Below are 20,190 nucleotides of genomic sequence, written 5' to 3'. Positions count from 1 at the left end.
GGGGTATAGGTGCTATGATAGGCATAACTCAGTCCGTTTAGTGGTTTGGGATTATCTACAATTGATCAGATTGCAAAAATTGGACTGAGTTCCCTCCAAGTGTTCTACTATTTTGAAAAGTTATTTAGGCTAGAGAAAAGTTGTATGAAACGGTCAAGCAAGTCCATTTTGAAGGGATGCATTACCGTACCGATATTGCGCTGAATATCAATACTCCTAGTGGAATGTAATTAATCGGGGAATGCTTATGGACAACATGAAGCGTAACAAGCGTAATGTTCTGCTCGCAGCTAATATAAGTTACATACTCGTCATTCTGGATTCGTCCATAGTTAATGTAGCTTTACCGACTATTAAAGAGAGCCTTTCACTTGGTGTAACAACGTTACGGTGGGGGCTTTTTATGACTCCTATTAATAAACTAAGGCTAATTTTTCAAGCAAAACTGACCTTGGCAGATCCCACACCGAGTAAGTTAATTTTCAACTGATCACCCGTATTAACTGGCACCATGGTGGTGAGGGAGCCAGAGAGAATGATTTCTCCACGGAGTAACGCCATATTCAGTGTTCCTAGCATATTCGCTAGCCAGGCAACCGCGTTGGCTGGATGCCCTAGTGCAGCGGCACCAATGCCAGTGTCAACCAGTTTACCGTTTTTCTCCAGCGTTATTGTCACGGCAGCTAAATCAATTTCTGAGGGCAGACGGGTGCCATTGCCAATGACAAATAACCCTGATGAAGCATTATCAGCAACAGTATCGGTGATTTTTATTTTCCAGTCACGGATACGGGAATCGACAATTTCGATACAGGGCACGACATAATCTGTTGCTCTGAGTACATCTCCTGCTGTAATACCGGGTCCACACAGGTTGTGTTTCAGGATAAAACCAATTTCGCCTTCAGCTTTCGGCGCAATTAATTGCTCAATGGGTACAGTGGCATTGTTTTTGTAATGCATATCTGAGGTGAGAATGCCAAAATCGGGTTGATCGACGTCCAATATATCCATAACTGCTTGGCTAGTGATCCCGATTTTTTTACCGACAATTCGCTCTCCTGTTGCTTCCAACCGGTAAGCAATAACTTTTTGCTGGATGAGATAGGCGTCGTGTAACGTTAATTCTGGATATTCATCAGAGATAGGATCGATGGCTTGATGACTCTGCCATGATTGAAACAATTTTTTACCAAGATGGGTTATGACGTTATTCATCTGTTGTTGCTCCTGCTCAAACCATAGAAGTGACATTCCAATTGGAATATCACTCGTCTGAAAGGGACATTATTTGTTGCCGTTGAGTAAAAAATCGATATGGAGCCGGTTAAATGTGTCCGGGTCTTCATATTGAGGCCAGTGACCGCATTTTTCCATCACGACAAAACGGCTATTTTTGATAAGCCTGGCAAGACGCTGGCCTACTGAAACCGCAGCAGTCGGATCGTGTGTAGTCCATAGCACTAGGGTTTCAGCCTGGATCTTTGCCAGTTCATCTTCGGTTAAAAGGTTACGTAAGCGGGTATCCATATCTTGCAGGCACATGATGTTTTCCATTGCGGACAACATACCCGGTTGACGATAAATGGCAAAACGGGCTTCAACCAAGTCTTCTGTCACCATTGCAGGATCTTCCATCAGGAATTCAAGACGTTTGCGGGTAGCTTCCCGATCTGGGTTTTTCACTGCATTTAAGCTCAGTGTGCGCAGGCGTTCCATTACATTTGGATCAGCAATCATGCCACCAGCGGTGTTCAACACCAGACGGTGAATATATTGCGGATATTTTGCCGCAAACCGGGCTGCAACCCATCCGCCTAGCGACTCGCCAGAAAGGTGAATTTTTTTCAGATTTAATGTCTCAATAAGATCCCGTAGGTGTTCCACATAATCGATAATCTCATAGGAACGGACAGGTTTATCCGTGAAGCCATGCCCTAGCATATCAATTGCCAGTACACGAAAATGGGCAGCATGGGGCAGTATGTTGCGCATATAAGCTTCTAAATGACCTGCAATACCATGTAGGAAAATCAGAGTAGGTCCGTTACCCGCTTCAAGTACACGCGTTTTTATCCCTTTTACATCGAGATAATGTAGATGGATTTCACCGCTGGCAATGGCAGACCAAAGCGAACGTAATGCGGGCTGTATAGGTTTATGTTGAGGATTCGCTGATATTGACATCATGATACCTTCCTTATTTATTTTAAATTAATACGTTATTAATATAACGACAGCAAGTAATATTCACTAATACTTAATATGTCTAGTCTGAAAGGCAAAAACGATGGTGCTTATTTTTATTCTTGCAGATATTTATTTTCAACAACATCTATTAAGTGCGATAATAATTCTGATGTGTTGTCTTTTCGCCATGCCATTATTAACTCTATTGTGGGAGAGTATCCTGATAATGGTCGGCAAATAACGGCATCTGTCATGATGCTGGTAATATAGAATGGTACTATTGCACACCCTAAATTTAGACTAACCATGTTTAAAATTAATAGCATATTATTAGCTGTTTGAATAATATTAGGTACAACATTATGTTCAGCAAAATAATTTTCTATAATCTGTTGTAATACGCCAGATTGTGTTGGATCAGGAGTAATAAAATTTTCTCCGTGTAGGTCGTCGACTGAAATTTTTTCACAATATCTTAGCCTGTGATTAGCAGGCATCAGAACCACCAGCGGTTCATTAAGAATGACTTTAAAATCAATATAATCACTCTTTATTGGCGGGCGCATGAAAGCGACATCAATATCACCTTGTAATAATTTCTCTTCTTGTCCTGGATTAAATAAACTAATAAGTTCTATTTTTGCGCCAGGATGAGCCAAGCGAAATACTGGGATGACTTCAGGTAAGACTTTAACCTCTGCTGATGGGACAAATCCGATAGTTAGCACAATTTGTTCTTGTGCCGCTCTGCGGGCCATTTTTTTTGCTTTCTCTGCATTGTCAAGAATAAGCCGGGCTTGTTGGAAAAAAACTTCTCCGGCTTTGGTTAGCGAGACTCTGCGTTTATTTCTCTCTAATAGTGTCGAACCAATATAATCTTCTAAATCTTTTATTTGTTGACTTAATGAAGGTTGTGCAGTGTGCAATTTTTTTGCGGCCTTAGTAAAGTTTAATTCTTCTGCCACCGCAATAAAATAGCGTAAGTGTCTTAATTCCATCGTTGTTTCCTCACATATCGAAAAAAAGTCTTAATTTAAACAAACAATGTATTTCACAAAATATTAATCTATTAATAGCATTCATTTTGCATGTTGGCAAAAAGTCAACTTTTCTTTTACTTGAGGACTGAATAATATGACATTGAGCAAAGATTCAGATATTTACCGCCTGATTGATGCCCGAGCCGGTCGCGTAACTCCTCAGATTTATATCGATCCCGAGCTCTATCAGTTAGAACTCGAAAGAATATTTGGCCGTTGTTGGCTGTTTCTAGCTCATCAGAGCCAAATCCCCAATCCGGGTGATTTTTTCAATACTTATATGGGAGAGGACAGTGTTGTTGTTGTCCGCCAAAAAAATGGTTCCGTTAAAGCTTTCCTAAATCAATGTCGCCATCGTTCTATGCGGGTTTGTTACGCGGATAGCGGTAATACCCGTGCATTTACTTGCCCTTATCATGGTTGGTCATATGGTGTAGATGGGCAATTAATCGACGTCCCGTTGGAAGCGTGTGCCTATCCACATGGGCTTTGCAAAGAGCAATGGGGACTTCAGGAAGTGCCGTGTGTAGAAAGTTATAAGGGATTGATTTTTGGTAACTGGGATACGACGGCTCCCTCTCTGATTGATTATCTCGGTGATATGGCTTGGTATCTTGATGGTGTACTTGATCGCCGTGAAGGAGGAACTGAGGTTATTGGTGGGGTGCAAAAGTGGGTGATCAATTGTAACTGGAAATTACCCGCTGAACAGTTTGCTGGTGATCAATACCATGCTTTATTCAGCCATGCCTCCGCTGTACAGGTTTTAGGTGTAAAAGAGGGCGACAGTAACAAAGCATTAGGTTCTGGTCAGACTTCTCGGCCAGTTTGGGAAACGGCAAAAGATTCCGTGCAATTTGCTCAAAATGGTCACGGTTGTGGATTTTTCTTGACCGAAAAACCTGATGCCAACGTTTGGGTTGATGGTGCCGTTGCCCGTTACTACCGTGAAACCTATGCCGAGGCAGAGCAGCGGCTGGGAAAAGTCAGGGCACTGCGTCTTGCCGGTCACAACAATATTTTCCCGACACTTTCCTGGCTTAATGGTACTGCAACCATGCGGGTGTGGCATCCACGTGGACCTGATCAGGTGGAAGTTTGGGCGTTCTGCATTGCAGATAAAGCCGCTTCGCCGGAAGTAAAAGCCGCTTTTGAGAACAGTACCACCCGTGCATTTGGTCCGGCAGGTTTTCTCGAACAGGATGATTCAGAAAATTGGGTGGAAATTCAGAAGGTACTTAGAGGTTACAAAGCCCGTAACAGCACCTTGTGTATGGAAATGAGATTGGGACAAGAAAGAGTGCGGGATGATGGAATTCCGGGTGTGACCAATTATGTTTTTTCCGAAACCGTTGCCCGTGGCATGTATCAGCGTTGGGCTGACTTACTCACCAGTGAAACCTGGGATGAGATAGAGGAAAAAAGCCGGGTTTATCAGCAGGAGTTGGTCAAATGAAAGAGTTAATTGTCAATCAGGAAAAAAGGGTATCGCTGGAACTGTACTATGAAATAAGCCAGTTCTTGTATTACGAAATTACATTACTAGATGAGTGGAGATTTCGTGATTGGCTTGAGTTGTTAGCAGAAGATCTCAGCTATACCATGCGCACCGTTGTCAATGCCCAAACCCGCGATCGCCGTAAGAGTATCCAGCCGCCAACCACTTGGTTGTTCAATGATAATAAATTTCAGCTTGAACGCCGGATAGCTCGGTTGGAGACCGGTATGGCATGGGCAGAGGAACCCCCATCCCGTACACGTCATCTACTGACAAACTTAGTGATTACTGAAACGGATTTGCCTGACCAATTTCATGTTCAGTCCAATTATTTGCTGTACCGTTCACAAAAAGAGCGAGATGAAGCTTTTTATGTGGGTAAGCGGCTGGATTGTGTTCGCCGTCATCCGAAAACGGATAGCTGGCTGATTTGCAAACGTGAAATTACCTTGGATCAGGCAGTCTTAACTTTCCATAACTTGAGTGTCTTATTCTGATGAGTCAATTATTCGTATGTACTGTTGAAGAATTACCCGACGGAGGAGCGCGCAAGGTTGAATACACACCGGATATTGCGCTGTTTCACTGTGATGGCGAATTCTTTGCTGTTGATGACCGGTGCAGTCATGGTAATGCCTCTATATCCGAAGGGTATTTGGAAGACAATGCGACAGTTGAGTGTCCACTGCATACGGCCAGTTTTTGTCTTAGAACCGGGAAGGCACTCTGCCTTCCTGCTACAGATCCATTGAAGACCTATCCTGTTGTTGTTAAAGACGGAAACATTTATATCACTGTATCGGAGGAGCGATAATGAGTTGGATCAAAGATCAAGTCATTTTATTAACAGGCGGTGGCTCCGGTTTAGGTTTGGCTTTAATAGAGCGTTTTATTGCTGAAGGTGCCAAAGTGGGCGTTTTGGAGTTATCGGCAGAAAAAGCGGCAGCTTTGGCACACTGTTTTGGTAACGATATCTGTGTTATTCACGGTGATGTTGCCTCTTTTGAGGACAATGAACGAGCAGTGACTGAAACTGTTCGGCGTTTTGGCAAACTAGACTGCTTTGTTGGTAATGCCGGGATATGGGATCACAAAATTAGCATGCTTGACGCCTCACCAGAGCAGATTGATAAAGGATTTGATGAGCTGATGGGTGTTAACCTGAAAGGGTATATTCTAGGGGCTAAAGCTGCGTTACCGGCGCTAACCGCATCAGAAGGCAGCATGATTTTTACGTTGTCAAACTCGTCATGGTTTACTGGTGGTGGAGGGGTGTTGTATACCGCCAGCAAGCACGGTGCGGTCGGCATGATCCGCCAGTTAGCTTATGAATTAGCGCCAGTTATCAGGGTTAATGGTGTTGCGCCTTGTGGGATGCCAAGTGATCTTCGTGGGGCGGCTTCACTATCTCAGCAAGATAGATGTATTACAGATAACCTGTCATTAGAAAGTTTCAATGCAATTTTACCTTTGCAATTCATACCGCAGCCAAAAGATTTCACCGGTCCGTATGTTATGTTGGCTTCTCGTGCCAATAATCGTACGTTAACGGGGGTGATGATAACGGCTGATGCTGGATTAAGTATTCGTGGCATTCGCCAAACGACAGCGGGCGTGATGTCTCCGAACAAAAAGGAGAGTTCAGATGACCGTTAAATTGATTTGCACTTCACACACACCTTTGATGGGTTTTGGTTCTCCGCCCGAAGCGACAGAAAAGCATGTTCGGCAGGTTTTTCACCAATTGGCTGAACAGATAAAGGCTTACGATCCACAATTGATAGTGATTTTCGCTCCTGACCATTTTAATGGTTTTTTTTATGATCTCATGCCGGCATTTTGCGTTGGCGTGAGAGCGAATGCCGTGGGGGATTGGGATATTGGTAAAGGGCCCCTCAATGTTCCTGAAAACACCGCGAAGGATTTAATTTCTGCCTTATATGATTCAGGGATTGATGTGGCTCACTCTTGGCGTATGCAGGTCGATCACGGCTTTACTCAACCATTGATGCTGCTTTGTCAGGGTTTACAGCGTTATCCAACTATCCCCATATTTATTAACTGTGCAGCTAAACCATTGCCGACATGCCGTCGTGCTGTTGCGTTAGGTCGTGCAGTGGGTCAATTCCTATTCACCACAGATCAGCGGGTATTGCTGTTAGGTTCTGGCGGTTTATCACATGATCCGCCGATACCACAGATGGGACAGGTTCCGCCGGAAGTTGAAGAAGGCTTGATTGCCGGGAGAAATCCGACAAAAGAAGTGCGTCAAAAACGGCAAACTCGGGTCATTGAGGTTGGAAAATCGTTGGCTCGTGGCGAAAATATCGTTGCTCCGTTGAATCCACAGTGGGATGACGAGTTATTGCGTATTTTTTGTAGTGGCGATATTCAGCGTCTTGCTTCGTTAACCGAGGGAGGAATCGCCATTCAGGGCGGGAAAGGTGGACAGGAAATTCGCTGTTGGATTGCGGCTTTTGCGGCGCTTTCTGTTTATGGCGAATATAAAGCACAACGGCATTATTACCAGCCTATCAAGGAGTGGCTAGCAGGGATGGCAATGGTCAGTGCTCAACCTGTCACTCAGATAGGAGCATAATATGCGGAATCAGACTTTTATTATCGTTGGAGCAGGGCAAGCGGGAGCTATGGCTGCCGCAACCTTAAGGCAGCAGCAGTTTGATGGCGATATTATTTTAATTGGCAAGGAATATCATGCGCCTTACGAGCGGCCAATTTTATCAAAAGAGTATTTAATCAACCCAGAGGAGGCACCAAAATACCTGTTCTCCGAAGATTTTTATCTGAAAAACCAGATAGATCTGCGCATAGGCCAGTCGGTCAGCCAGATTATGCCATCGAAACATTGTGTTGTTTTAGAAAATGGCGGCAAGCTCAGGTATGACAAACTTCTGCTCACTATGGGGGCAAGAGCCAGACGATTTCCGCTGCTCGATCAGCTGGGTGAAAATATTTATACCTTGAGGACGCTGGATGATGCGCAACGTTTACGCCAGGCGGTGAAAAAAGACAAACGGATTTTGATTGTTGGTGGTGGAGTGATTGGCTTGGAACTGGCGGCAACCTCTTGTGAATTGGGGGCAAACGTGACGGTTATCGAGCAGGCGGATAACATCATGGGGCGTTGTGCTCCTCCATTATTGCAGGATTATCTTTTGAATCGTCATCAGGAAAAAGGGGTACAATTTCTCCTTGATACCAATATTGTTTCTGCCCAAAAACAAGGGAGTGAATTAGTACTTATATTGAACACCGGTGAAAAGGTGATCGGGGATATTATTATTTATGGTATCGGCGCTGAATTCAGGGATCAGCTTGCTGCTGATGCCGGTTTGGTGACTAATGGCGGTATCGTCATTGACAGCCGTTGCCAGACTTCTGAACCGGATATTTTTGCTGCCGGGGATGTTTGCCTTCAGAGAGAACCGCTGACAGGTGATCTACAGCGCCGTGAAACTTGGGAAAATGCTAACCGTCAGGCGACTATCGCCGCACATGCCATGATGGGGTTGGCACCCCCGCAGCCGGGCGCTCCGTGGTTTTGGACCGATCAGTGGGGCATTAACATCCAGATGGTTGGCAACATGCAGGCAGAAGAGTGGCATGTTCAGGGTGATTTGCAATCAGATAAGGCCATTTTATTTGGTACAGAAAATGAAGTTTTAGTCGGTGCTATCGCGATTAATCAGGGAAGGGAAATGCGTAATTTACGGAAATTACTTGCTAATCCTATGGTTGTTCCAGTGTAGTATTGGATAGGTAGTTTTATAGAAATAGGAAATAACGGTATTTTATTGACAATCAATCGTTTTATTATTGCATTCGGTGATCGTTTGGATGGTCACCGATAGTGGTTATATTGCAGCATTTTAATCTTATAAAAAATTATTATAAATCAAGGTCTTATAACATGTCTATTTTTGGCCGCGCTATTTTCTCCAACTCCAACAATAATCTTAGTGTCAGGTAAAATGAAATATAAATCTGTAACTTGTAGCCTTGTGACTGACATTATATAACCTCGCCAATCTTCGAGATATCAAGTACCTCTAGATTCTCCAGGGGCTAACGTGTGATTTAATAATGCCCATATTACAATCCTCTCACTATTTCACTTGATACTTTACTCGTTTTGAAAAGCTGGATGTGATTTTCTGTTTTCGGAATATAAAATATGCTTTCGATATTTCTTTTAACATCAAATATCAATATGTTAATTGTATTCTATATCCGTCATCTTTCAAGTTGCCTCTTTGTTGGCTGCACTCTCTCACCCCGGTCACATAGTTCCCTATGCTCCCGGGGATTCGCTCCCTTGCCGTCGCGATCCCTCTTGAAATCTATTGGGTATATATGGTTATTCAAAGTATTCATTAGATAATGAAACTTAGGAATATGTATTATGAATATAATTTATCAATATTTATAAAATATTTAATTAAGAAAGGGAAGTAAGAATTTACTCCGATTGTTTGCTTAGTAATTAAGTGTTTTTATACGGTATCTGGAGTAATAGCAAAACTGAAATTTCATTGCTAATGAATTCTTAGAAAAATCACCTTAATTAAGGAGTTCTTAATTATGATAACACATAAATTAGCTATATTTATACTGTGTTTATCTCCAGCTGTATGCTTTTCACAGCCTGATAAATTACCTCCAGGTTCATATGAGTTAGTTATTGGAGCAAGACCTTCGATGCCTTATTCACCGATTCAGAATTATAATCAAGACTTAACACGGCAAGGTACGGGACATGAATTTACTGTTTCTGTGTCCCGTCATCACATAATCCCATTTAATCGATTAAGGAGTTTCTATAATCGTGTTGTTGAAAACAACCGGCTACGTAATATAAGTAGCTTTCTCTCGGTATACTCAAATAATTTAGGGTTTTATGCTAGTCGTGGTGGTATTGATTGTAATCAGCTAGGTAGCGATATTATTGATGCATCAAATTTAGGTTTGGCTCAAGGTAGTGGATGGATAAGAGGTGGTAGTGATAGATTTACTCCAGGTTTTAGTACATTCGAGCAATTTTATGCATGGTTACCAGGCAACCTCTTCATTGGGCCAAATAATCGTTCAGATGATCCAGGTTCAGAATTTGAGAGTAACGCAGCAGTTGTTGTTGGTAATGAAAATTTCGCATTGCTTTCCAGGTTGAACAGAAATATGAGGAGATATGTAGAGGAAGATGATGGAAGTGTATTAAATGGAATTTCAGCAGATTTATCAAGACTAGCTCAAATAAGAGGAGTTTACTCATTACAGGCACAAGATTGGGAATATGTGAATGGTAGATATAGGTTAAGGAGGGATTCTAAAGAAAGCTTTATAGATACAACCAATAGTTATGATGATTATCTGGAATCAACGTGCGATGATTTACGTCCCACATTCGATAAAATTAAAGGAAGGTATGTTACTGTAATAAATAATTAAAGATAAGAATTAGCTAAATTTTACAATTATGAAGAGGTTAATGTTTAATAGGATAAAAAATGAAAAAGATAAATCTACTAGTTATTACTTCTGTCATATCACTTTTACTATGTGCAAAATCTTTTGCTTCGGACGATCTAGTGTGTGGTGATTACACTCAAGATTACGGAACCCTTACAGGAACATTGGTTAAATTAATAGATAGGAGTAGTTGGACAACTACAAATTATGTAATACAAGTTGATAACGGGAATAGATATTGTGTCCGAGTTGGAAATATAGAAGATACAATACGAAATACACTTATTTCTAGTGCATTTTTCTTGGGGTCAAGAGTAACTGTATCACTTACTAATGAGCATACTATAACTGGAATAGCTATCCATGAATAGGTTAGATTAGTTAGATTAGTCCATATTTATCCTTAAGGAGAGGATTTAAAGAAAGCCATAGATACAACCTAAGAGTTAACCAAATTTTACAACTATCAAAAGCCAGGTGCTTAATGGGATAAAAAATGAAACCAATAAATCTATTTGTTATTATTTCTGCTATATCACTTTTACTATGTGCAAAATCTTTTGCTGCGGACGATCTAGAATGTGGAAAAGTGTCTGTAGATAGCGGAACCCTTACAGGGAAATTAGTTAAGTTAATAAGTAAAGATAGCTGGGGCACTGTAAATTATATATTACAAACTGACGACGGGGAGGGATATTGTGTCCACGATGAGACGTTAAATAATCCGATACGAAATAAAATTGTCTCTAATGCATTTTTTTTAGGGTCAAGAGTAACTGTATCACTTGCTAAGTACCATACTATAACTGGGATAGCTATCCATGAATAGGTTAGATTAGTCCATATTTATTCTTAAAGATGTCACTGCCTCTGAAAAAGATTACGGTTTTCAACCGTAATCTTTATTTTAATATGACAACGATGTCTTATTCATGTTTAATAACATAAAGATCTTTCGATGACATAAGGCCGAGTGGGCTGATATAATATCCACCAATATAAGGTTTTACTAATCTGGCACTAACATAGTAATAAATAGGAATTGCCGGGACATCTCTTGTAAGAATATCTTGTGCTTGCTGGAAATATCCTATGTCGTTTGTTGCTTTGGCTTTACTGATCAGATCATCATAAATATCATTATGATATAATGATGTATTATTAGAACTATTGGTGACATAATTATTTAAAAACGAAGCAGGATTATCGTAATCAGCTATCCATGCGTGTCTTACCAAATCAAAATTACCTTGATGCATGGTATCTAACATTGTTTTCCATTCTTGATTCTGTAAGACAGCATCCACGCCTAGATTTTTCTTCCACATTGAGGTGGCTGCAATAGCAATCCTTTTATGATCCTCTGATGTATTGTAAAGAAGATTAAATTTCAATGGATTATTTCTGTTATAACCCGCTTCACTCAATAATTGCCGGGCTTTTTCAATTCTTTTTGCCAGTGTCCATGATACATAATCAGGCTGTTTTAAGTTCATTCCGCCTGTGTTTGGTGGAGTATTATTATAGGCTGGCTTTTGGCCTTGCCCTAAGACTTTATTTGTTATGATATCTTTGTCTAAAGCCAGATTTAATGCCTGTCTGACTCTAATATCATTAAAAGGGGCTTTTTGGGTATTAAATTCGTAATAGTAAACACCTAATTTAGGTGAAATATGAACTTGATTACCTAATTTGGTTTTTAATGATTTAAATAAAACCGATGGGATACCCTTGGTAATATCTATTTCTCCTGCTAAATAACGGTTTACCACTGCTGTTTCTGATGTGACGTTAAGATAGGTAACTTTATTAATCACGGTGTGTTCATTATCCCAATATTGTGGATTTCTGACGCCAATTACCTTCTCATTGACGATCCATTCAGAGAGTTTAAATGGGCCACTACTGACAAACACATTTGGTTGAGTCCATTTTTCACCATACTTCTCAACCGCTTTTTGGCTGATAGGCACCATAACTGGGTGTGCCAGCATATTTAAAAAATAAGATAACGGTTGCTCTAATGTTACTTCTACCGTTAAATTATCCAATGCTTTTACACCTAACTCATCGGCTTTTTTCTTACCCGCAAGAATATCTTTGGCATTGACTATATACATGTTCTCAATATAACTGCCATACGGGGACGCCATTTGAGGATCAATTAAACGTCTCCAACTAAAAACCACATCATGAGCGGTAATAGGTGAACCGTCAGACCATTTTATTCCTTCTCTTAGATGAAACACCCAAGTTTTATTATCGTTAGTTTCCCAACTGATAGCTAAATTAGGATTAAACTTACCATCATTTCCTATACTAATTAATCCACTAAAAAAGTCGTTTATAATATCAAACTCAACATCACTTTCAACTTTATGCACGTCAAGAGAAGCAGGTTCTGAGCCGTTATGACGAACAATATTCTGGTTGGTTGCCAGTTGTGTACCGGGTGGAATAATTGCTGCATGAGATAATGTTAAACTCCCAATTATTATTCCTGTGAATAAGGATATGTTTTTTATTGTTTTTTTCATCGTAATTTCTCCAATAATAACGCATTTTTTCAGATTGATATTGCAAGTTGTAACGCTTGAAATTGGATCTAGGGTGAACGTAGAGCCAAAGCTAATTATAGCTAAATATGTATTATTTCATTCCAGATGTCGTTGACTGATAATTTTATTTTTCTAATCACCCTGTTTAAAGAGTGATGAAAATAACCTTAATGACTTATTTTTATAAAAATTTATATGAACATTGTTAATTTTTTTATTAAAAAAATTTATTCAACAACCGTATTATTTTTTTCAGATATTAACGGGTTTTTAACTGTTAAAATCGTGTTTTGTAAATGAATTCACAATTTATCAACAGTACAATTTTCTGTTACTGTCGGGTATTAACGGAGATTTATGTAGTGTAAGAGGTGAGTATGAATGTTGTAGATTAGCGGGTGGGTAAGATTTTGCGTTTCATGTATGATTAGTGTATAAACACATAAACACATAAACACATAAACACATAAACACATAAACAAGGAAAATATATTATGAATAGTGTTCGTTGGAACGTTGCTGTCTCTGCTGACACTGACCAATCCCTTCGTATGTTTCTGGCTAATCAAGGAGGTGGAAAAAAAGGAGACTTATCCCGCTTTATAGAAGAGGCAGTACGGTCACACATTTTAGAATTGACAGCAGAACAAGTTAAAGTGGCTAACACTGATGTTAGTGAGATGGAGCTTGCTTCAATAGTTGATGAGGCTCTGGATTGGGATCGTAAGCGCTAATGAGGGTTGTTCTTGATACTAATATTCTATTTAGTGCTTTGATCTCACCACATGGTGCACCAGATACGATTTATCGAGCTTGGCGTGCGGCACGTTTCGAAGTGGTGACTTCACGGTTACAGCTTGATGAAATTCGCCGTGCAAGTCGTTATCCAAAATTCCAAGCTGTCTTACAACCAGCTAAAGTGGGGGCTATGATCAATAACTTACAACGTGCTCTGGTATTGGAGAAATTATATATTAAAGAGGAAACGAATGATCCTGACGATGCGTTTTTACTCGCTATGGCATGTGCTGGTGAAGCAGATTATCTTGTAACTGGAGCTCGTCGAGCTGGCTTATTACAGCGTAGATGTTTTGGCCGTACTCGTATTATTACGCCTGCTAATTTTTGCCTTGAGGTTTTATAAAGAAAAGAAACTAAGAGGAGAAATAGCACACGGCACAGATGGATAAAATTTGCATTGGTTAACGATTATAGGTATATTCTTTATGCTATCAATCGTTAACTTGGGGTGCATTATGCAAACTTTATATAGGAAGACCAAACTCGGTAATAACGTAGCGGCACCTCATCATGAGTACGACGACGCTGATGCAGCGGCTGATCGCCTTGAGAATATCATTAAGGAGTTGGCTGATGGTATTCGCAGTAAGGGGAAGGCTAACATCAAGCGTCAGCTAGCGTTGCCGGATAATCAGTTTCTGATGAATATGTTGTTTTTGGCGATACCCGCACGGGCGCTTGCTGAACTGACGCCGGAGAAGAAGAGGTTACTTAATCGTGTGCGTAGCCGTGCGCGCTTTTTTGACAATGTGCGTGAAAATGGTGGGGTGTTAAATTCTGCTGAGGTAGCGAGTTTGCTTGGTGTCAGTAAAGTAACCGTTAAAAAGAAAAAGGACACAGGTAAATTACTGGCCTTGGAATACGATGGTGAGTTTATTTATCCAGCTTTTCAGTTCACCGATGATGAAAGCAAAGGCGAAAAAGGTGTGCTCAGAGGGGTAGTTGAGATCCTGTTTCATCTTGGTCATTGCAGCGGTGTAATGCAGTACGGATTTTTCGTGCAGAAACGTAATGTACTGAATCACCGTTTACCGGAAGGTCAAGAGTTCACTGTTATTGGTTTGCTGAAAGATGGCGTTTCGGATGATGAACTTCAGCAGCTAATCCGTTTAGCTAAGTCGTTTGGCACTCAAGATGCTGCATAGTAAATGGTAAAAAATAGGGGAGTGGGCATAGTACCTGCTCCCCTATTTTTGTCATATTACGGGAATATCCAAGTCGTTCACCAGGATATCTTCGGCAATTTCTCCTTCATACTCAAATTCCCTAAGCACTTTGAGTTCCTCGGTGTGTATCACGTCTTTACCCGAAGGAACGTCATGCCAAAGTACGGTGCAAGGCTCAAGGGTGACGTTAGACACGTAAGCCAGTCCATCTGCGTGCGGTGATAGCTTTGCCGCAAGTTGCTGTGTGATCCGGTAGTCTGTGCCGGTTAGTTGATGGGCGGTAATATGCATTTTCGGCGCCAGCCGGGTAATGTCTACAATACGTAGATCTTTCTCTGTCACCAATGTAGCCATATGGTACCCATCCAGTTCCCGGTCTGTAATGGCTGGCAAACGTTGAAACACCTCCTTCATCGATGTTCTTGGAGAGCTGGCAAGATATAAATTGCCATCTATGCCGTTCGTTAACCCGTACCGGGTATGTCCTCCGTCTCGGTTAAAGAATACGCCATTGCCCCCGTGTTTACCCTCTTGTAGCCGGTAAAAAACTGTGCCGGCTGAGATGATAATGATACTTTGCGTAATTTTATCGACGGTGAGGGTATCGAACTGCTGCTTTGTCACTGAGTCAGGGCTTGCCTCTGATTTTGTTACCACTGAACACTCCTGTATCCTTGCCTGTTTCAGCCATATGTTGTCTCCGGTGTTATTACATTAACTGGACAATGAAGATGTATATACCCGTCATCTTTCAAGTTGCCTCTTTGTTGGCTGCACTCGCTCACCCCGGTCACATCGTTATCTATGCTCCCGGGGATTCTTTCCCTTGCCGTCGCGATCCATCTTGAAATCCATTGGGTATAGTGCTGTGTATTTATCCAGTTGTGGGCAGTATATTACAAACAAGGGGGCAGGGTATATGTTTTGATGCAGAGAAAAATTGGGCAATGTATCTCAGTACCCATTCACAGGGATGATGTGAATGAGTACTATTTTTCTTTTCTTTAATCACATTGTTGGATTATTAATATAATCATTGAATTCATATGTTATGAAATAAAAAATTGTGAAATAATTAGATTCATTATTTATATTTTATTTTTATACAATGATATGCTTTATTAAACAGAATAATGAGTTAATGGTAAATAAATTATCAGGATTTACCATGATAATACAGCCTAATGTGGTGAAACCAATTATTTTGCAGGCTGAATATAATGATATTAAAATAATAATATATTTGCTTGCGGATATTTATCATCGGTTTTATTACATAGAGAAAATAACCTGTCAGTTAGTTTTACATAATTCACAAATAACGATTCTATTAGCCAGGAGTATTGAAAATACTTATTTATGATTATGGTGATATGTCTTCATTAGCCTATTTTATAGCTAGAAAAATTGAAATTCTCAATCCATGTATAAATGGTAACCAATATGCAGAGAACTCAAAGAGTTGTTATTACAGGTATGGGCGCCGTAACACCAATTGGTGAAGATATTGAATCATGTTGGCAAAGTATTATCGAGAAACAACATCAATTTCATAGAATTGAATTTCCTGACTCATTCATTAATTCACGTTTCTTTTCTTTCCTTGCCCCCAATCCATCACGTTATCAGTTATTACCAAAAAAGTTGACTCATATGCTTTCTGACTGCGGAAAAATGGCGTTGAAAGCGACTTATCAAGCTCTTACCCAAGCATTTGGCGTGAACATATCACCTGTTGAATATTACGATAAATACGAATGTGGGATAATACTTGGCAGTGGTTGGGGAGCTGTTGATAATACCGGAGATTATGCCTGCCAGTATAAGAAAGTTAAATTAGCTCATCCTATGAGTAATCTTATCACCATGCCAAGTTCCATGACGGCGGCATGTTCGATCATGTATGGACTACGTGGTTATCAGAATACCATTATGGCTGCTTGCGCAACGGGTACAATGGCGATAGGTGATGCCTTTGAAATTATTCGCTCAGGGCGAGCAAAATGTATGATTGCCGGGGCCGCTGAATCACTTACTCGAGAATGTAACATTTGGAGTATTGATGTACTGAATGCATTGTCGAAAGAGCAAACGGACCCCAATCTCGCCTGTTGTCCATTTAGTCTTGATCGCTCTGGATTTGTATTGGCCGAAGGAGCGGCGGTGGTTTGTCTGGAAGATTATGATTCGGCTATCGCGCGTGGGGCAACGATTTTGGCGGAAATCAAAGGTTACGCTCAATATTCAGATGCCGCTAATTTAACCCGGCCGACAGAAGATATTGAACCTAAAATATTATCGATAACCAAAGCCATCGAGCAGGCACAGATTTCGCTGGAAGATATTGACTACATTAATGCTCATGGTACTTCTACGCCGTTAAATGATCTTTATGAAACTCAGGCAATTAAAGCAGCACTAGGCCAATATGCTTATCAGGTACTTATATCAAGCACAAAATCTTATACCGGTCACCTTATTGCTGCCGCCGGTAGTTTCGAAACTATTGTATGTGTCAAGGCATTAACTGAAAATTGCTTGCCAGCAACATTGAATTTACATCGGGCTGATCCAGATTGCGACCTTAATTATTTACCTAATCAACATTGCTACACCGCTCAACCAGAAGTGGCGCTTAATATCAGTGCAGGTTTTGGAGGACATAACGCTGCGTTGGTTATTTCTAAGGTAAGGTAACTGATATGTTGATTTTTGAAATGGAAGATATTGAACATTGGTCGAATTTCTCTGGGGATTTTAATGCTATCCATTATTCGGCGAACAGTGAGTTTTTACACAATATGCAGCAGCACCCTGTGCAGGGAATGTTGAGTTTGCTTTATGTCAGGCAACAGTTCTCTCAATTAACTTCCGCTTTTGCATCTGGAATACTGAATATTGATACGTCATTTCGTCAATATGTTTATACTGCATTACCACATCAGTTGAGAATTGATACTAAAAGCAAAACGTTTAAATTGGAAAATCCGTGCGGAAAAAGTGTGTTATCCGGCAATACCAGTGTAGAAAATACAATGGAGTCAATTGAACATTGGATTGTTCAAGATAACTGCCAAAAATTGACGATAACAAGGGAAGGCGTTTGTGAAAAATATGCTGTCTTTAGACATTATTTCCCCAGTGTCACATCTATTGGATGGTTTCTGGATGCGCTTGCTTTTCATCTTGTCATTAATTCGACAGGTTTTCTTAATTTTGAACACTACTATTTTAACCAGTTACAGGATTATCTGAATCAATCTTTTACTTTGCATACCGGACAAGCGATTAAGATCAAGGAGGACATTGCTAATAGCACAATATTACGATCTTCTCCAAATATTTGTGTTGAATTAAATCCACCTTTACTGATTAAGAATGGCCCTAAAGATTATATCCGTATTTTTTATTACCGATGTTTATATGATAAAAACCCTATTTTTGTATCAAAGATTTCAATTATCTCTAAGATGAAATAAAAGGAAAGCGAAATGCCAACACAAAGTGATATTTTTACTGCAATAAAAAATAGAATATTAATGATGAAGGATATCGAAGAGGAAGAGATAACACCAGAATCTTATTTTATTTCACTTAAATTTGACAGCCTTGACTATGTGGAAATTCAAGTATTTGTATTGGAAACGTATGGCATTATGCTTAAAGCTGAACTTTTTTCAGATCATTCTATTTCAACATTAGATGAGCTCACTAATTATGTAAAATCAAAACTGTAAGTTGACTTTTGATTTAATGCTGTTTTTTCACCATTAATATTAAGAGGTTATAATGAACATTCTAGAACAAGGTAAGGTTGCTGCTTTATATTCAGCATATTCGGAAACAGAAGGTTCTTCATGGGTTGGAAATTTGTGCTGTTTCTCAATTGATCGAGAACATTTGCCTATTATCGTGAATGGGCGTCGTTTCTTGATTGAATTTGTTATTCCAGATCATTTACTTGATAAAACTATTAAACCAAGAATATTCGAATTGGATATCAACAAACAGTTTTTACTGCGTCGAGACCATCGTGAGATAAATATTTATCTTTTAGGTGAAGGAAATTTTATGGATAGGACGACGACAGATAGAAAATTATTCGAATTAAATGAAGATGGTTCACTATTTATTAAGACGCTACGCCATGCGTTGGGTAAATATGTTTCTATTAATCCTTCAACCACGCAATTTATCTTTTTTGCACAAGGAAAATACAGCGAATTTATCATGAACGCCTTGAAGGAATTTGAAGACGATTTATCAAAACGTTATCGAGTCAGAATTATTACCGAATTGCAAGGGCCATATTATGGCTTTGAACTTGATATTCTTTCTATTATAGCTTAATTCACAATATTATGGAGAGTGTGATGGAAAAGAAAATAACAACATTTACCATCGAAAAAACTGATGACAATTTTTATGCTAATGGGCGTCATCAATGTATGGTAAAAATCTCTGTACTTAAACAAGAATATAAGAATGGTGATTGGGTAAAATTAGCACTTAGTGATGCTGAAAAAAGATCGATTCAGGTGGCTGCATTGAGTGATAGCCTCATATATGACCAATTAAAAATGCCTTCAGGATGGACAACGACAGATGCGAGAAATAAATATGATCTTGGGTTATTAAATGGTGTTTATAGTGCTGATATTTTTACTGAGGAGCCGGTAATAAATCGTGCGGGAGATTGTTGTACAAATGAAAACTATCAGAACAGTGTGAAGAGTGTTCCTGAAATTATCTATTGTTATGTTAGTAGTAATAGGACAAGTACAGAATACCTAATGGCAAAAATGACATTCGAAGATACGAATGGGAAGCGCACACTAACAACGAATATGTCGGTTGGTGATGAAGTTTTTGACAGCAAAATTTTATTAAAAGCCATTGCTCCTTATGCAATTAATGCAAATCAATTGCATGAAAGTACCAATATATTGTTTGATAAAACAGAAGAATCAACGAAATCGGATACCCATCATCAAACAATTAACCTTTATCGCTGGACATTGCCATATCATTTGAGGATTCTTGAAGGGAATGACAGGACTGTTAATAATATATATGTCCTTGGTAAAAGTTCATCAGATGATAGATTCTTGACAAGAGCAAGAGTATTTAAACGAGGAACTTCATATGTAAATGCTAGAAATGATATGAGTGGAGGATGTGTTATGGACTACTCTTATGATGTAACTGTTCCTGACACACAGCTTGCTGCTGAGGTACTCCATGTAACAGGATGTTCATGGACCACCGGTTATGTCGATGGATATCATGATGTCACAATCATTGATAACTACGGTTGCCAGCATAAATTTAGAATATCCTCGGTTAATATTGGGCGTGCGCTAAGCATAGCGAGAATAAGTTGATTTTCCTTAGTAAAAAATCTTTATCTATGCTGGTAATCGCATGTGCGTTTACCAGCAATTAAGATG

At 39.8% G+C, this 20,190-nt stretch carries 22 protein-coding genes; 17 read left to right on the top strand and 5 right to left on the bottom strand.

The annotated features are described in order from the left end of the window. Positions 1-435: 435 nt before the first annotated feature. From AACQ38_RS21390 to hcaR, 3 genes are all read right to left on the bottom strand, one after another. The gene (locus AACQ38_RS21390) at positions 436-1,218 is read right to left on the bottom strand and encodes a fumarylacetoacetate hydrolase family protein (protein WP_165579035.1); all 783 of its coding nucleotides are present in this window, start codon (positions 1,216-1,218) and stop codon (positions 436-438) included. A 69-nt stretch (positions 1,219-1,287) separates the two neighbouring features. Continuing rightward, positions 1,288-2,190, bottom strand: coding sequence for an alpha/beta fold hydrolase (locus AACQ38_RS21385; RefSeq protein WP_242685650.1), 903 nt, complete (start codon positions 2,188-2,190; stop codon positions 1,288-1,290). A 113-nt stretch (positions 2,191-2,303) separates the two neighbouring features. Beyond that, a complete protein-coding gene (gene hcaR / locus AACQ38_RS21380) occupies positions 2,304-3,188 on the bottom strand; it encodes a DNA-binding transcriptional regulator HcaR (RefSeq protein WP_058588337.1) in 885 nt (294 codons plus the stop codon). Positions 3,189-3,324: 136 nt separating this feature from the next. Here hcaR and hcaE point away from each other — a divergent pair, with 136 nt between their 5' ends. From hcaE to AACQ38_RS21335, 9 genes are all read left to right on the top strand, one after another. Next, positions 3,325-4,686 (top strand): 3-phenylpropionate/cinnamic acid dioxygenase subunit alpha, encoded by a 1,362-nt coding sequence (hcaE, locus tag AACQ38_RS21375; protein WP_113024501.1) that lies wholly within the window; start codon positions 3,325-3,327, stop codon positions 4,684-4,686. Next, positions 4,683-5,225, top strand: coding sequence for a 3-phenylpropionate/cinnamic acid dioxygenase subunit beta (gene hcaF, locus AACQ38_RS21370; RefSeq protein ID WP_058588339.1), 543 nt, complete (start codon positions 4,683-4,685; stop codon positions 5,223-5,225). The genes hcaE and hcaF overlap by 4 nt, the downstream gene beginning before the upstream one ends. Next, positions 5,225-5,542, top strand: coding sequence for a 3-phenylpropionate/cinnamic acid dioxygenase ferredoxin subunit (gene hcaC, locus AACQ38_RS21365; protein WP_165579034.1), 318 nt, complete (start codon positions 5,225-5,227; stop codon positions 5,540-5,542). The genes hcaF and hcaC overlap by 1 nt, the downstream gene beginning before the upstream one ends. Next, the gene (hcaB, locus tag AACQ38_RS21360; RefSeq protein ID WP_058588341.1) at positions 5,542-6,384 is read left to right on the top strand and encodes a 3-phenylpropionate-dihydrodiol/cinnamic acid-dihydrodiol dehydrogenase; all 843 of its coding nucleotides are present in this window, start codon (positions 5,542-5,544) and stop codon (positions 6,382-6,384) included. The genes hcaC and hcaB overlap by 1 nt, the downstream gene beginning before the upstream one ends. Beyond that, a complete protein-coding gene (locus tag AACQ38_RS21355; RefSeq protein ID WP_112872248.1) occupies positions 6,374-7,327 on the top strand; it encodes a 3-carboxyethylcatechol 2,3-dioxygenase in 954 nt (317 codons plus the stop codon). Before hcaB ends, AACQ38_RS21355 begins: the two co-directional genes overlap by 11 nt. Position 7,328: 1 nt before the next feature. Continuing rightward, positions 7,329-8,498: a phenylpropionate dioxygenase ferredoxin reductase subunit gene (gene hcaD / locus AACQ38_RS21350; protein WP_165579033.1), complete on the top strand. Its 1,170-nt coding sequence runs from the start codon at positions 7,329-7,331 to the stop codon at positions 8,496-8,498. Between the two features lie 832 nt (positions 8,499-9,330). Beyond that, complete coding sequence (locus AACQ38_RS21345) at positions 9,331-10,194, top strand: hypothetical protein (protein WP_165579032.1); 864 nt, start codon at positions 9,331-9,333, stop codon at positions 10,192-10,194. 59 nt (positions 10,195-10,253) lie between these two features. Then, on the top strand, positions 10,254-10,586 hold the full coding sequence (locus AACQ38_RS21340; RefSeq protein WP_162107613.1) for a hypothetical protein: 333 nt from the start codon (positions 10,254-10,256) through the stop codon (positions 10,584-10,586). A gap of 125 nt (positions 10,587-10,711) precedes the next feature. Beyond that, entirely contained in the window at positions 10,712-11,044 is a 333-nt protein-coding gene (locus AACQ38_RS21335; protein WP_162107614.1) for a hypothetical protein, read from the top strand. 97 nt (positions 11,045-11,141) lie between these two features. Here the strand turns inward: AACQ38_RS21335 and AACQ38_RS21330 are convergent, their stop codons facing one another. Continuing rightward, entirely contained in the window at positions 11,142-12,752 is a 1,611-nt protein-coding gene (locus AACQ38_RS21330; protein ID WP_165579031.1) for an ABC transporter substrate-binding protein, read from the bottom strand. Positions 12,753-13,267: 515 nt separating this feature from the next. Here AACQ38_RS21330 and AACQ38_RS21325 point away from each other — a divergent pair. The 3 genes from AACQ38_RS21325 (at position 13,268) to AACQ38_RS21315 (ending at position 14,719) form a co-directional block, all read left to right on the top strand. Beyond that, positions 13,268-13,507, top strand: coding sequence for a ribbon-helix-helix domain-containing protein (locus AACQ38_RS21325; protein ID WP_036775677.1), 240 nt, complete (start codon positions 13,268-13,270; stop codon positions 13,505-13,507). Further along, the gene (locus AACQ38_RS21320; protein WP_036775679.1) at positions 13,507-13,917 is read left to right on the top strand and encodes a putative toxin-antitoxin system toxin component, PIN family; all 411 of its coding nucleotides are present in this window, start codon (positions 13,507-13,509) and stop codon (positions 13,915-13,917) included. Before AACQ38_RS21325 ends, AACQ38_RS21320 begins: the two co-directional genes overlap by 1 nt. A 112-nt stretch (positions 13,918-14,029) precedes the next feature. Further along, positions 14,030-14,719 carry a hypothetical protein gene (locus AACQ38_RS21315; protein WP_242685649.1) on the top strand — a complete coding sequence of 230 codons (690 nt, stop codon included), beginning with the start codon at positions 14,030-14,032 and terminating at the stop codon, positions 14,717-14,719. Between the two features lie 51 nt (positions 14,720-14,770). On the opposite strand, the gene AACQ38_RS21310 is transcribed toward AACQ38_RS21315, so the two are convergent. Further along, positions 14,771-15,397, bottom strand: a complete 627-nt coding sequence (locus AACQ38_RS21310) for an RES domain-containing protein (RefSeq protein ID WP_165579029.1) — start codon at positions 15,395-15,397, stop codon at positions 14,771-14,773. Between the two features lie 786 nt (positions 15,398-16,183). Between AACQ38_RS21310 and AACQ38_RS21305 the strand changes: the two genes are divergently transcribed. Genes AACQ38_RS21305 through AACQ38_RS21285 form a run of 5 tightly spaced genes read left to right on the top strand, consistent with a single transcriptional unit; the run spans position 16,184 to position 20,124 of the window. Continuing rightward, positions 16,184-17,437, top strand: coding sequence for a beta-ketoacyl-[acyl-carrier-protein] synthase family protein (locus tag AACQ38_RS21305; protein ID WP_242685648.1), 1,254 nt, complete (start codon positions 16,184-16,186; stop codon positions 17,435-17,437). 5 nt (positions 17,438-17,442) lie between these two features. Next, positions 17,443-18,219 (top strand): hypothetical protein, encoded by a 777-nt coding sequence (locus AACQ38_RS21300; RefSeq protein WP_165579027.1) that lies wholly within the window; start codon positions 17,443-17,445, stop codon positions 18,217-18,219. 12 nt (positions 18,220-18,231) lie between these two features. Continuing rightward, complete coding sequence (locus tag AACQ38_RS21295) at positions 18,232-18,477, top strand: acyl carrier protein (RefSeq protein ID WP_011146470.1); 246 nt, start codon at positions 18,232-18,234, stop codon at positions 18,475-18,477. A gap of 52 nt (positions 18,478-18,529) precedes the next feature. Beyond that, a complete protein-coding gene (locus AACQ38_RS21290; RefSeq protein WP_011146471.1) occupies positions 18,530-19,090 on the top strand; it encodes a hypothetical protein in 561 nt (186 codons plus the stop codon). A 23-nt stretch (positions 19,091-19,113) separates the two neighbouring features. Further along, complete coding sequence (locus tag AACQ38_RS21285; protein ID WP_165579026.1) at positions 19,114-20,124, top strand: hypothetical protein; 1,011 nt, start codon at positions 19,114-19,116, stop codon at positions 20,122-20,124. Positions 20,125-20,190: the final 66 nt, after the last annotated feature.

The organism is Photorhabdus sp. RW14-46, from assembly GCF_963887965.1.
Taxonomy (GTDB): Bacteria; Pseudomonadota; Gammaproteobacteria; order Enterobacterales; family Enterobacteriaceae; genus Photorhabdus; species Photorhabdus laumondii.
The sequence above is the reverse complement of the archived record's forward strand: the minus strand, read 5'-3'. Positions and strand labels throughout refer to the sequence as shown.

Coding starts and splice junctions, on each gene's coding strand:
- AACQ38_RS21320 (WP_036775679.1), top strand. CDS start 13,507: ATGAGGGTTGTTCTTGATACTAATATTCTATTTAGTGCTTTGATCTCA.
- AACQ38_RS21385 (WP_242685650.1), bottom strand. CDS start 2,190: ATGATGTCAATATCAGCGAATCCTCAACATAAACCTATACAGCCCGCA.
- AACQ38_RS21345 (WP_165579032.1), top strand. CDS start 9,331: ATGATAACACATAAATTAGCTATATTTATACTGTGTTTATCTCCAGCT.
- AACQ38_RS21295 (WP_011146470.1), top strand. CDS start 18,232: ATGCCAACACAAAGTGATATTTTTACTGCAATAAAAAATAGAATATTA.
- hcaE (WP_113024501.1), top strand. CDS start 3,325: ATGACATTGAGCAAAGATTCAGATATTTACCGCCTGATTGATGCCCGA.
- AACQ38_RS21390 (WP_165579035.1), bottom strand. CDS start 1,218: ATGAATAACGTCATAACCCATCTTGGTAAAAAATTGTTTCAATCATGG.
- hcaR (WP_058588337.1), bottom strand. CDS start 3,188: ATGGAATTAAGACACTTACGCTATTTTATTGCGGTGGCAGAAGAATTA.
- AACQ38_RS21300 (WP_165579027.1), top strand. CDS start 17,443: ATGTTGATTTTTGAAATGGAAGATATTGAACATTGGTCGAATTTCTCT.
- AACQ38_RS21330 (WP_165579031.1), bottom strand. CDS start 12,752: ATGAAAAAAACAATAAAAAACATATCCTTATTCACAGGAATAATAATT.
- hcaD (WP_165579033.1), top strand. CDS start 7,329: ATGCGGAATCAGACTTTTATTATCGTTGGAGCAGGGCAAGCGGGAGCT.
- AACQ38_RS21305 (WP_242685648.1), top strand. CDS start 16,184: ATGCAGAGAACTCAAAGAGTTGTTATTACAGGTATGGGCGCCGTAACA.
- AACQ38_RS21315 (WP_242685649.1), top strand. CDS start 14,030: ATGCAAACTTTATATAGGAAGACCAAACTCGGTAATAACGTAGCGGCA.
- AACQ38_RS21335 (WP_162107614.1), top strand. CDS start 10,712: ATGAAACCAATAAATCTATTTGTTATTATTTCTGCTATATCACTTTTA.
- AACQ38_RS21325 (WP_036775677.1), top strand. CDS start 13,268: ATGAATAGTGTTCGTTGGAACGTTGCTGTCTCTGCTGACACTGACCAA.
- hcaF (WP_058588339.1), top strand. CDS start 4,683: ATGAAAGAGTTAATTGTCAATCAGGAAAAAAGGGTATCGCTGGAACTG.
- AACQ38_RS21290 (WP_011146471.1), top strand. CDS start 18,530: ATGAACATTCTAGAACAAGGTAAGGTTGCTGCTTTATATTCAGCATAT.
- hcaB (WP_058588341.1), top strand. CDS start 5,542: ATGAGTTGGATCAAAGATCAAGTCATTTTATTAACAGGCGGTGGCTCC.
- hcaC (WP_165579034.1), top strand. CDS start 5,225: ATGAGTCAATTATTCGTATGTACTGTTGAAGAATTACCCGACGGAGGA.
- AACQ38_RS21355 (WP_112872248.1), top strand. CDS start 6,374: ATGACCGTTAAATTGATTTGCACTTCACACACACCTTTGATGGGTTTT.
- AACQ38_RS21285 (WP_165579026.1), top strand. CDS start 19,114: ATGGAAAAGAAAATAACAACATTTACCATCGAAAAAACTGATGACAAT.
- AACQ38_RS21340 (WP_162107613.1), top strand. CDS start 10,254: ATGAAAAAGATAAATCTACTAGTTATTACTTCTGTCATATCACTTTTA.